Source organism: Erwinia sp. MMLR14_017, assembly GCF_033657285.1.
In the GTDB taxonomy this organism is placed as follows: Bacteria; Pseudomonadota; Gammaproteobacteria; order Enterobacterales; family Enterobacteriaceae; genus Erwinia.
Map to the genome: position 1 here is coordinate 132,493 of NZ_JAWVWP010000006.1, position 10,837 is coordinate 143,329.

At 51.9% G+C, this 10,837-nt stretch carries 12 protein-coding genes and 1 pseudogene; 8 read left to right on the forward strand and 5 right to left on the reverse strand.

Going from position 1 to position 10,837, the window contains the following annotated elements; translation table 11 throughout:
* Positions 1-159 precede the first annotated feature (159 nt).
* From SD961_RS12060 to SD961_RS12080, 5 genes and pseudogenes are all read right to left on the reverse strand, one after another.
* On the reverse strand, positions 160-852 hold the full coding sequence (locus tag SD961_RS12060) for a hypothetical protein (RefSeq protein ID WP_318790606.1): 693 nt from the start codon (positions 850-852) through the stop codon (positions 160-162).
* A gap of 176 nt (positions 853-1,028) precedes the next feature.
* Positions 1,029-1,118: pseudogene (locus tag SD961_RS12065) on the reverse strand (type VI secretion system tube protein Hcp); the annotation flags it as partial.
* A 238-nt stretch (positions 1,119-1,356) separates the two neighbouring features.
* On the reverse strand, positions 1,357-2,049 hold the full coding sequence (locus SD961_RS12070) for a hypothetical protein (RefSeq protein WP_318790607.1): 693 nt from the start codon (positions 2,047-2,049) through the stop codon (positions 1,357-1,359).
* A 228-nt stretch (positions 2,050-2,277) separates the two neighbouring features.
* Positions 2,278-2,685 carry a DUF2000 domain-containing protein gene (locus SD961_RS12075; RefSeq protein WP_318790608.1) on the reverse strand — a complete coding sequence of 136 codons (408 nt, stop codon included), beginning with the start codon at positions 2,683-2,685 and terminating at the stop codon, positions 2,278-2,280.
* Positions 2,686-2,737: 52 nt separating this feature from the next.
* Positions 2,738-3,574: an AraC family transcriptional regulator gene (locus SD961_RS12080; protein ID WP_318790609.1), complete on the reverse strand. Its 837-nt coding sequence runs from the start codon at positions 3,572-3,574 to the stop codon at positions 2,738-2,740.
* A 218-nt stretch (positions 3,575-3,792) separates the two neighbouring features.
* Here SD961_RS12080 and SD961_RS12085 point away from each other — a divergent pair, with 218 nt between their 5' ends.
* The 8 genes from SD961_RS12085 (at position 3,793) to SD961_RS12120 (ending at position 10,829) form a co-directional block, all read left to right on the forward strand.
* Positions 3,793-4,224, forward strand: a complete 432-nt coding sequence (locus SD961_RS12085) for a MarR family transcriptional regulator (protein ID WP_318790610.1) — start codon at positions 3,793-3,795, stop codon at positions 4,222-4,224.
* A gap of 1 nt (position 4,225) precedes the next feature.
* Positions 4,226-5,923: an MFS transporter gene (locus SD961_RS12090; RefSeq protein WP_318790611.1), complete on the forward strand. Its 1,698-nt coding sequence runs from the start codon at positions 4,226-4,228 to the stop codon at positions 5,921-5,923.
* Positions 5,923-7,017, forward strand: coding sequence for an HlyD family secretion protein (locus SD961_RS12095; protein WP_318790612.1), 1,095 nt, complete (start codon positions 5,923-5,925; stop codon positions 7,015-7,017). The genes SD961_RS12090 and SD961_RS12095 overlap by 1 nt, the downstream gene beginning before the upstream one ends.
* The gene (locus SD961_RS12100; RefSeq protein WP_318790613.1) at positions 7,017-8,393 is read left to right on the forward strand and encodes an efflux transporter outer membrane subunit; all 1,377 of its coding nucleotides are present in this window, start codon (positions 7,017-7,019) and stop codon (positions 8,391-8,393) included. The genes SD961_RS12095 and SD961_RS12100 overlap by 1 nt, the downstream gene beginning before the upstream one ends.
* Positions 8,394-8,765: 372 nt before the next feature.
* Complete coding sequence (locus SD961_RS12105; protein ID WP_318790614.1) at positions 8,766-9,494, forward strand: beta-ketoacyl synthase chain length factor; 729 nt, start codon at positions 8,766-8,768, stop codon at positions 9,492-9,494.
* On the forward strand, positions 9,487-10,266 hold the full coding sequence (locus SD961_RS12110) for a lysophospholipid acyltransferase family protein (RefSeq protein WP_318790615.1): 780 nt from the start codon (positions 9,487-9,489) through the stop codon (positions 10,264-10,266). The genes SD961_RS12105 and SD961_RS12110 overlap by 8 nt, the downstream gene beginning before the upstream one ends.
* Positions 10,267-10,291: 25 nt before the next feature.
* Positions 10,292-10,558, forward strand: a complete 267-nt coding sequence (locus SD961_RS12115; RefSeq protein ID WP_318790616.1) for a phosphopantetheine-binding protein — start codon at positions 10,292-10,294, stop codon at positions 10,556-10,558.
* 22 nt (positions 10,559-10,580) lie between these two features.
* On the forward strand, positions 10,581-10,829 hold the full coding sequence (locus tag SD961_RS12120) for an acyl carrier protein (RefSeq protein WP_318790617.1): 249 nt from the start codon (positions 10,581-10,583) through the stop codon (positions 10,827-10,829).
* Positions 10,830-10,837 lie beyond the last annotated feature (8 nt).

Genomic DNA, 10,837 nt, shown 5'->3' on the forward strand with positions numbered 1-10,837 from the left:
AAATGAAAAATAGAGGCACAGGCCATAAAGGCCCATTCGGGAACAATTGGAAAAAGAACATTGCAAACAATAGTGTTAATACAGCAGGGCCATAATAGGAAATCAGGGAATTAAATATTCGTTTAAATAATCTTTTAAATATATTCATCGTCATTGTGCTTATCGAATCATTTTTATGATTATGTCTGCAATTTCACCAGCACTTGCCCTTTGTGCCTTTAAGGCCTCGGCCCGCTCGAACAATGGCTCTATCAGGAAATACATCATTTCCAGTTCTTGAGCGTATAGCGCAGAATAGTAAGCGGGGTAGGTAAAGTGAAGGCGATGTGCACTGTCTGCTGCTTTCTGAACGATGCCATACAGGCTAGCCCCTGCCAGAACCTTTGTTGCCCTGCTTCCTACTAAAACGCTCATATCGAGACTTAGATCCATGCCGACGGCTACAACTGATGCAGCAGCTAAAGCAAAGCCGGCACTGGTGAGTGAGCTGGCTGCAATATGGACATTAACAGCCATAAGCATTTGTTTGATCTGTTCGAGTTGATCGGATGTTTTGTATTTGAAAATTTCTTCGAAATAAATTTTCAGCATTTCGTAAACGACATCGCCGTGCTGCAAAAGGTAATAAATTCCTTTTGTAAATCGAATATCCTCGATTTTTTGTTGCTGGCAGATATCCTGGTATTCATCCGTAAAACATGATGTGTAAAACAATGTGCGTTTTGCGCCTGCTGCTACGAAATCAATCTGACTGTAAACGACCTTGCCCACACCAGCCAATGCATGATCGAGCTTTAGCGCGAGTATATTATTTACTTGCAGAAAAGTTATAACATCACTGTTGTAATACATAACCTCATCCTTTTGGTCATTAGCCTTTTAAACTAACCATACAAAAGATAATGGCGTCTGTTCATTATGTAAACATATAAGTTGTCACATGCCTGAATAATCATGCTTTCTTAATCTTAATTATTTCCAGAATCCGCCTGACATAATGTTTTAACCATGCGGTAAAGCCCGCTAGAGATGGAGCCTGAGCGCAGCGGCATCGTACAGCTACCGACAACTGGAGAGCCGTTTTCATCTTCAAGCCATAAGTGTGCGGGTGTTGACATGTGATTTCCTGATAAATTGATCTCAAATAATGCTAATTGCCAGAATATTACCATTTAACATAGCGGCCAAAGATAATCAGGGTAAATAATAAAAATAAAGGGATTAGCCAGATTGGTGTGTTGGAAAAAAAAGCCTGTTGGGCTACGGCAAATATAATTGTCAGGACAGAAGGTCCATATATTGAAATCAGTGACTTAAATATTCTTTTAAAGAATCTTTTGATCAGATCTATAATCATTATCTAATCATCCTGGTGATGATGTCAGCAATACCATCATCCGATATCCATTGTGCCCTAAGCGCCTCAGCTCTTTCAAACAGTGGATCTATCAGGAAGTACATCATTTCCAGCTCTTGAGCATATAGCGCAGCGTAATATGCAGGATAAGTTATGTTGAGGCGAATGGCACTTTCTGCGGCCTTCTGCACAACGCCATATGTGCCAACAGCCATCGCTCCCCTCATAGCCCACCGGCCCGTCAGCGCGCTGATTTCAAGATTAAGATTCATGCCAATAGCGACCGCAGATGCTGTAGCTAATGCAAAACCAATGTTTGTGAGTGAGCTGGCTGCAATATGGACATTAACAGCCATAAGCATTTGTTTGATCTGTTCGAGTTGATCGGATGTTTTGTATTTGAAAATTTCTTCGAAATAAATTTTCAGCATTTCGTAAACGACATCGCCGTGCTGCAAAAGGTAATAAATTCCTTTAGTAAATCGAATATCCTCGATTTTTTGTTGCTGGCAGACATCCTGGTATTCGTCGGTAAAGCAGGAGGTGTAATAGAGCGCGCGTTTTGCGCCTGCCTGTATCATCGTAAGGTGGTTTGATACCGACTCTGCGACGCCCGATAAAGCATGTTCGAGCTTTAATGCGAGGATTTTATTTGACTGTAAATAACTGATGACTTCCTGGCGGTAGTACATAACCTAATCCTTTTGGTTTCTGACCTCTTTTCTGAAAAAGAAGTTAACCGCTCGCCAGGTATTCCTGCCTGGTTACTCGTAAAAAGCAGAGCGGTTACCCGTAATTAAATTAAGGTTATTTGTTCGTGTTGTAAATAGTCAAATCGCTCTCGTTACGTTAAAGCAAGATCGCTTCTTGGCGCCTGGTCTGTGAAACCGCTCAGGGGCAAAACTTTTTGTGGCTTTCATTTAACCAAACAATTTTAGTTTTGCTGTGAGTTTGCGCAGCGCTTTTTTCTCACCCACGATGCCCAAACCAAGATGCTGCAGGTTTGAGGTTGGGATTTGCCGGACAGCTTCACAAAACGCGCCATAATCTACGGTCATTTGTCCTTCTACGGGAAAAAGGATGGTATCAAAAGCCTGCTCCCCACACTCATTAACCAGCGTCACCAGCTGATCATTACTGGCAGCAAGGATCGGGATGCCTACCGGGATCAGGCCGGGGTACGATTGACCGCTGCCATCTACCAGTTGCGAACCTACAAATCCGGGGTGTCGCTGGCCTAATGTTAATGAGATCACGGCGGCTGCATTCACCGCTTTTCCCACGGGTAGTTCAGTATTCAAAATCACAACGCAACGCAGATCGTTCATCTGGCACTTCTCCTTAAGGCTGAAAACCAGCAGGGTAAGAGAAGAGTGCTGCTCAGTCTGGAAGATTTGTGCAGCAGCGTTGATACCAGGCAGGCGTCAGTTGATAAGCGCGGCGAAACCAGCGTCCCAGATGGCTTTGATCGGCGAAACCCAATTGCGCGGCCACATCAGCAGGATCTTTACCCTGGGATAATAATCTGCGGGCATGGGTCAGCCGTAGTTGAACGAGCCAGGCGTGAGGGGGGAGACCAAACCTGGCCTGAAACTCCCTGGAGAGACGAAAACGATCTACGCCAAGCGCGTTGGAAATATCGCTCAGCCCAATATTTTCATGCAAATGGTCATGCAGATACTCTCTGGTTTTCAGGGCGAGCGTTTTTTCGTGCTGCGGCACTATAATCGCTTTTCGCCAGTGTTGGTGCTGCGTCAGCGCTGCCAACAGCTGCTGCATGGCCGTCTCTTTCACAATTTTCAGCTCCCGATCGTGCAGGCACTGAAAAGCATGAAAGGTCGCGTGCGCCAGCTTGCGGTCGCCAGAAAGCGTGCGGGCAAAATTCAGCTCAAAGCTGTCGGGAACGGAGCTGAACACCGTGCTTAGCTGCTGTTGCATAAATGCGGCGTCAATATAGAGCATCCGGTAAGTAAAACCGCTTTCGTCAACGGCATCGCCGTCATGCAGTTCCCCTGGCTCCAGCAGAAACACCGTACCTGGGTAACTTTGATGCTTCTTTTTACGGGAGTGAAACTGCTGCACCCCCTGCTCAGTGACGCCAACCAGCCAGCTATCATGCCAGTGAGGATCGTAGGCGTGTCCGGTAAAATGGGCGCGAATGGCTTCCACCGGCATCTCTTCATCTTTGGAAATCTCTACCCAGTCAGGTTTATTCATCAGCCGATCCCTCAGGCAAGCTCTGCTCTCAGGATACAACCAGGGCAGAAGATTTCGCAATCCTGCGAAAATTCTTCCGGAAAGTGGTACGCAATTTCAGAGTAAACCCACCCGATTTTTTACTTTTTTGTCCCTCTCTCTCTTCCTGACGTCTATTATCCTTGTTTATAATTACCCCATTAATTTAGTTAGACCTCTAATTATCAGGCCTCTACATTTTGAATGCTCAGGAACTCAATTTTTCTCGTTTACTCCATTTGACGGCTCACGCATGGCGTCAGGCTGTCGATCGCCGCATGAAAGATGACGGGCTGAGCATGAGCAGCTGGATGGCAGTAGCCACAATTGCCATTCAGGAAGCGCCAATCAGCCAGAAAGAGCTGGCTCAGGCGCTTGGGCTGGAGGATGCCAGCGTGGTGCCGTTGATAGATCGTCTGGTAAAACAGCAGCTGGTGGAGCGTATTCAGCCGGAGGAGGATCGTCGTAAGCGTCTTCTGCACGTTACGCCGCAAGGGGAAGCGCTCTATCAAAAACTCAAAATCGAGGCTGACAGGTTAAGAACCGAACTGCTGTCAGGGATCAACCGCGATGAGCTGGCTGTTACCCAGCGGGTATTGCAGCAACTGCTGAAAGCCACCGAGGCAAAATAGCATGAGTGGTAACCGACCCGACCCGTTCGCCCCGCGAGAATGGGCACCCGGCGAAAAGCCGATGATGCCAGGTTCGCCTTCAACGCCGCTGCATCCTGCAAAAAGGCGTGTTGCTTTCGCTATTATCGGTTTACTGATTTCGCTTACCGGCTCGCTGAGTAATGCGCTGGTTACGGCAAATCTCACTAACCTTCAGGGCGTGTTTGGTGCCTATAGCAATGAAATTGCCTGGTTGCCGGCGGTTTATGTTATGGGGAATATCTCGATTAACCTGCTACTGGTAAAGTTTCGCCAGCAGTTTGGCCTGAGAATTTTTACCGAAGCCTTTCTGGTGCTCTATGTTCTGGTGGCGTTTTTCCACCTGCTGGTTAACGACCTCAGTTCCGCAATCATCGTGCGAGCTGCCCATGGCATGGTGGGGGCGGCCCTGAGTTCTTTAGGCATCTACTATCAGATCCAGGCCTGGCCGGCGAAACATCGCCTCAAGGCTCTGACTATTGGAATAAGCGTATCCCAGCTGGCCGTTCCGCTGGCACGTATGTTCTCCAGTCGGCTTTTACAGCTTGATGAGTGGCGGGGGCTTTATCTTTTCGAACTGGGCCTGGCAATGATCTGCCTTGGTGCGGTACTGATCCTGAAACTGCCGCCGGGCGAGCGCATCAGAGTTTTTGAAAAGAAAGATTTTCTCACCTTCTTTTTAATGGCGCCGGGCATAGCCCTTTTTTGTGCCGTGCTTTCACAGGGACGAATTGAATGGTGGACCAGCACCCCATGGCTGGGTGTTTGTCTCGCTATCGGGCTGGTGCTGGTTATTGCCGCCATAGTGCTTGAACATAACCGCAGCAATCCGCTGATTAATACTCGCTGGCTGGGCACCGGATCAATCCTGCGTCTTGGCCTGGTCATGATTATGCTGCGCGTAACGTTGGCGGAGCAGAACACCGGAGCGATTGGTTACCTACAGCAGGTCGGCTTACTTAACGATCAAATGCAATACCTGTCGCTGGCGATCCTGCTTGGCGTTCTCGCCGGCATTGTCGTAAGCGCACTGACGATTAACGTTAAGCATCTGAGCTGGCCCATGGTGTTATCGCTGATACTGATTATCGTGGCTTCGTTAATGGACGCCCAGTCCAGTCCTTTGACACGCGCTAATAATATGTATTTCAGCCAGTTTTTACTGGGGTTTAGCGGCACTTTCTTTGTTGCCCCCGCGTTACTTATGAATATCGGCAGCGTGGTGACACAACCCAAAAATATGGTAAGTCTGGTGGTGTTGTTTGGCATGTGTCAGAACCTGGGCGGGCTGATGGGATCGGCGATATTAGGCACCTTCCAGACGTGGCGCGAAAAATATCACTCCAGTCTGATAGCGGATCAGCTCTCTTACCTTAATCCCAACGTCACCGAAAGGCTCAGCCAGTACACCAGTCTGTTTAACAGTTTTATCGGCGACAGCGTTCTTCGCGGCGCGCAGGGGACGGCGCAGCTACAAACGGTTGCCACGTTGCAGGCTAACGTACTCGCCTATAACGACACCTATTTACTGACCGCAGGCATGGCTTTTATCACCCTGGTTTGGGTACTGTGGCGTCTTTCACGTCAGCGTTATCTCAACTGGCTTCAGGCTAAGCGTGAAGCGGAAGCCGAGCAGCGGGCCATGCAACATCCAACCACTTCGATCAGCACGGGGCATTAATGAGTCAGCAGGAAGAGAGCCAGCGCTCTGAACAGGAACGAAACAATAAACTGCGTATTTTATCTATCGCCTTTGGTGCGAGCATCGCGGTAGTGGGGGTACTGGTGATCCTCTACGCCTGGCAGCTTCCTCCTTTTACCAGCCAGATCCAGTCAACAGAGAACGCCTATGTACGCGGACAGGTGACATTTATCAGTCCGCAGGTGAATGGCTATCTGACCTCGGTAGAAGTCCTGGACTATCAGCCTGTTAAACAGGGTGAACTGCTGATGACTATTGATGACCGTATTTATAAGCAGAAGGTGCATCAGGCGCAGGCTCAGCTGGCGATGAAGAAAGCCGCGCTGGCCAATAATATTCAGCAGCGGCGCAGCGCGCAGGCGGTCATTGAGCGTAATCAGGCCGCGTTGGAGAATGCCAAAGCCCAGGCGGTAAAAAGCGGGCTTGATCTGAAGCGTGTAGAGAATCTGGTCTCCGACGGCTCCCTGTCGATTCGTGAAAGAGATGCCTCACGCGCCAGCAACAGCCAGACCCTGACCGATGTTCAGCAGTCGAAGGCGACGCTGGACGTCTCCCGCCAGGATTTGCAAACCGTACTCGTCAATCGGGCCTCTCTTGAAGCAGACGTGGAGAGCGCACAGGCGGCACTGGAGCTGGCCCAAATCGATCTGGATAACACCCGAATTATTGCTCCGCGCGACGGCCAGCTCGGTCAGATTGCAGTTCGTCAGGGAGCTTACGTCACGGCGGGAACCCGCCTGACTTCCCTTGTACCGGCGCAGATGTGGGTGGTTGCCAACATGAAAGAGACGCAGATGGCGCGGGTGAAACCAGGCCTGCCGGTAACCTTTACGGTTGATGCCCTGAACGAAGAGCGCTTTACAGGAGAGGTTGAATATATCTCTCCGGCTGCCGGTTCGGAGTTCAGCGCCATTTCGCCAGATAACGCTACTGGCAACTTCGTGAAGATTGCCCAGCGTATTCCTGTTCGCATCAAAATCACCAGTGATAACGTCGCGCACCTGCGGCCTGGCATGTCCGTTGAGGTCAATATTGATACCGCCGATGCGGCCCGGAAAGGGGAGGAAAAGTAATGCGCTGGTCTGTTTCATTGCTGGCAGCGTTACTGACCGCAACGCTTTCCGGCTGCGCCACAGAAGTGGAGAAAGCTCCCGGTTCTTTGCCTATCCCGCAGCAGTGGCGGAATCAGGTGGGGCCAGCTTCCGCCGTTGAGGCTAACTGGTGGCGGGCATTTGGCGACAGAGATCTTAACCGGCTGGTTGAGCAGGCGCTGCGCAATAATCCCGATATTCTGACCGCGCGTTCGCGCGTTGACCAGTATCGGGCTGAGCTGCGCGGCGCGCTGGGGGATAATTTCCCGACGCTGGATGCAGGCGTTGCCGCCTCCCATGCCCGGTCACTCTCTTCCGCGACGGGCCAGCCTCATGAAGGTGCGGTGTTTCAGGGATTGCTCCAGGCCAACTACGATGTCGATTTATGGGGAGCGCGCAGCAGCAGTATTGATGCAGCAAAAGCCACGCTCGCCGCCCAACAGGCCGCCGCCTCTGCTGCCGAACTGACCGTTGCCAGCTCGGTGGCTTCCGGTTATATGACGCTGGTATCGCTGGATGAGCAACTGCGCGTCACACAAGCTACGCTCTCCTCGCGCATGAATTCGCTGAAGCTGGCCCAGCGGCAATATGAAACGGGCTATACCTCCAAACTGGAGTGGGTTCAGTCTGAATCAGAATACCAGACGGCGAAAGCGCAAATTCCGGTTCTGCAACATCAGATTGCGCAGCAGGAAAACGCGCTGAGTATCCTGGTGGGCATGAATCCCAGGGAGATCGCGCGTCAGAGCAAGTTCGATCATATAGCGCCGCAGAAGCTTCCCGCCGTTCTGCCGTCGCAGCTTCTGCAGCGCAGGCCCGATATTGTGCAGGCCGAGCGACTGCTGCTGGCAGCAGACGGTACGTTGCAATCTTCCCGTGCCCAGCTCCTGCCTGCGCTTAATCTGACCGCCACCGGCACAATGCAAAGTTCCGTGCTCCATCAACTGGTGGATAATCCTTTCCGCTTATGGAGCATTGGCGGCAGCGTGCTGGCACCCTTGCTGAACCGGGAAGCGCTGACGGCCCAGGTGGATGTCTCAATGGCGACCCGCAACCAGGCGTTGTACAGCTATGAAAAAGTGGTACGCAACGCATTCAGCGAAGTGAATAACGATCTCGATGCCATTGAGCGTTACAAGCAACAGCTGGTCGAGTTGCAAAAGCAGGAGCAGGTGGTCAGCGAAGCGTTACGTATTTCCCGCAATCGTTACCAAAATGGTTATGCCTCTTATCTGGACGAGCTTGATGCGCAGCGGACGCTGTTTACTACGCAGTTAAACGTGGTCCAGGTGAAAAATAATTTACTGCAGGCGCAGATTGACCTCTATCGCGCGCTGGGCGGCGGCTGGACGCCCTGAGAAAAGGCGCTTCAGCGCGTCGCATTGTTTAGCAACGAGTGCTATTATGCGCGGCAACAGTGCCATTAAGCGTAAGAACTGACGGTGAGGCACCCTAATAACATTCGCTGGATTGCCTCGCTTGCTCAGGATATAGCCGCGTCTCGCCTTTCGGGCTGTTAAAGCAACCCTTTTTCTGGCGCAAAAGCTTCAGGGAAGCTAAAGATTCGTTCCGCTCTGCCGACAATCCCTTCATACCCGCTCACAGAACAAAACCGGGGATGGCTCGCAATTGCGGGTAAATCTGAGTGCTAATGAGGCCAGGCGGACGCTAAGCTGTAGCGCAATGCCTTTGCCGCATCGCCGCAGGGACGCTTTAAGAAGATTTGACGTATGAGATTAGCTTTTACACTCCTTGACTGGCAGGCGATGGCGCCGGGACTGAATGAGCAGGCCGACTGGCAACAGTGGGCAGGCGGCCCCCCGGAGATCGATGTCAGCCAGCCGATGGCCAAAACGCGCTTTCTGCCGATGATGACGGCCCGTCGTTTAATGGGCGGAAGCCGCGCCGCCGTGGAAAGCGGCCTGGCCCTGTTGCAGCGCCAGCGCGTGGATGCCATCGTGTTCAGCAGTCGCCACGGCGAGCTGGAGCGTAATCTGCGCATTCTGACCTCGCTGGCTCGTGAAGAAGATCTTTCTCCTACCGATTTCGCCATGTCCGTGCACAATGCCGCCGTGGGCAGCCTGACTATTGCTGCTGCAAAAGCGCTGGTCAGCACCTCGCTGTCGGCGGGCGTAGACTCTTTTCAGCAGGGGCTGGTTGAAGTGACCGCGCTGCACGCCGCCGGTTATCAGCAGGTGCTGCTGGTCGATTTCGATGGCGCTATCCCCGAATTTTACCATCAACACCTTCCCGCAGAAATGTTACGCAGCCCCTATGCCGTCGCGCTGTTACTGGCTGCTGGCGATTGTTACCGCTGTGAATCCACCCCCGTTGCGCAGAAAGAAGAGGGGGAGCTGCCGCAAAGTCTGCTGTTTTTACATGCCGTGCTGGCTGACGCGGCCACCTTTACTCTGAAGGGCGACAGGCTGAACTGGCAGTGGACGCGCCGTGATGAGTGAGAAAACAGGGTGCGCGGCTTCATTAAACAGGCTCTGGCGAATCATGATGACCGGGGTCTGCTTTTCACTGTTTGGCCTGGGAGGACTGCTGCTGTCGGTGGTGTGGTTCAATTTGCTGCTGCTGGTACAGCGCAACCCACTGCGGCGTCGGCAGTGGGCCAGGCGCACTATTTCGTTCAGCTTTCGCTGCTTTTTGCGTACCACCCGTGCGTTGGGGGTGCTGGACTATCGCATTGTGGGGGCTGAAGAGCTGAGGCGCGATCGTCGATGTCTGGTAGTGGCTAATCATCCCTCCCTTATCGATTACGTGATGCTGGCTTCCGTGATGCCGGATGTGGACTGCCTGGTAAAAGCTGACCTGCAGCGGAATTTTTTTGTCAGCGGGGTGATACGCTCGGCCAGCTACCTGATTAACAGTCAGGCCGAAACGCTGTTGCCAGACTGTCAGCAGCGGCTGGACAACGGCGATGCGATCATGATTTTTCCTGAAGGCACCCGGACCCGCTACGGCGAGCCGCTAAAGCTTCAACGCGGCGCGGCGAATATTGCCGTGCGTTGCCGCTGTGACTTGCGTATTGTGCACATCCGCTGCACCCAACGGATGCTTGATAAACAGAGCCGCTGGTACCAGGTCCCTCCGGAAAAGCCGCTGTTTACCGTGACGGTAGGTGAACGGATAGAGAGCCAACACTTTCTGGCCGGGAATGAGGATGCGCAGCCGCTGGCGGCCCGTCATCTGACCCAATTTTTGCAGCAGGCATTAACCCCGTAACATCAATAATTATTCGGAAACAGGTATGGAAGAGCTGGCGCTTGAAATAAAACAGATGATTATCGACACCCTCAATCTGGAAGAGATTACCACGCAGGATATAGAGAGCGATGCCCCGCTATTTGGTGACGGGCTGGGGCTGGACTCTATTGATGCGCTGGAGCTTGGTCTGGCGGTGAAGAATCGCTATGGCGTGGTGCTCTCGGCTGAGAGCGAAGAGATGCGTCAACATTTTTACTCCGTCTCTGCGCTGGCGGCATTTATTCTGGCTCAGCGCAAGCTGGGTGCCTGATCCACAACATCGCGAGTTATTTATGGATAAGAATGAAATTTATCAGGAAGTCACCGGCCTGCTGGTGAAACTTTTTGAAGTCGACGCGGAAGCTATCAGGCCTGAATCACGGCTGTATGAAGATCTGGAACTGGACAGCATTGATGCGGTGGACATGGTTGTGCATTTGCAAAAACGTATCGGGCGTAAAATTAAGCCTGAGATGTTTAAAGCCGTCCGCACCGTGCAGGATGTGGTCGATGCGGTCGATCAGCTGATCCGCGAAGAGTAATCCCCGGA

Excerpts from the sequence above, each read along its gene's own strand:
- SD961_RS12095 (WP_318790612.1), top strand. The coding sequence starts at position 5,923 with ATGAGTCAGCAGGAAGAGAGCCAGCGCTCTGAACAGGAACGAAACAAT.
- SD961_RS12075 (WP_318790608.1), bottom strand. The coding sequence starts at position 2,685 with ATGAACGATCTGCGTTGCGTTGTGATTTTGAATACTGAACTACCCGTG.
- SD961_RS12110 (WP_318790615.1), top strand. The coding sequence starts at position 9,487 with ATGAGTGAGAAAACAGGGTGCGCGGCTTCATTAAACAGGCTCTGGCGA.
- SD961_RS12070 (WP_318790607.1), bottom strand. The coding sequence starts at position 2,049 with ATGTACTACCGCCAGGAAGTCATCAGTTATTTACAGTCAAATAAAATC.
- SD961_RS12080 (WP_318790609.1), bottom strand. The coding sequence starts at position 3,574 with ATGAATAAACCTGACTGGGTAGAGATTTCCAAAGATGAAGAGATGCCG.
- SD961_RS12060 (WP_318790606.1), bottom strand. The coding sequence starts at position 852 with ATGTATTACAACAGTGATGTTATAACTTTTCTGCAAGTAAATAATATA.
- SD961_RS12100 (WP_318790613.1), top strand. The coding sequence starts at position 7,017 with ATGCGCTGGTCTGTTTCATTGCTGGCAGCGTTACTGACCGCAACGCTT.
- SD961_RS12120 (WP_318790617.1), top strand. The coding sequence starts at position 10,581 with ATGGATAAGAATGAAATTTATCAGGAAGTCACCGGCCTGCTGGTGAAA.
- SD961_RS12115 (WP_318790616.1), top strand. The coding sequence starts at position 10,292 with ATGGAAGAGCTGGCGCTTGAAATAAAACAGATGATTATCGACACCCTC.
- SD961_RS12090 (WP_318790611.1), top strand. The coding sequence starts at position 4,226 with ATGAGTGGTAACCGACCCGACCCGTTCGCCCCGCGAGAATGGGCACCC.
- SD961_RS12105 (WP_318790614.1), top strand. The coding sequence starts at position 8,766 with ATGAGATTAGCTTTTACACTCCTTGACTGGCAGGCGATGGCGCCGGGA.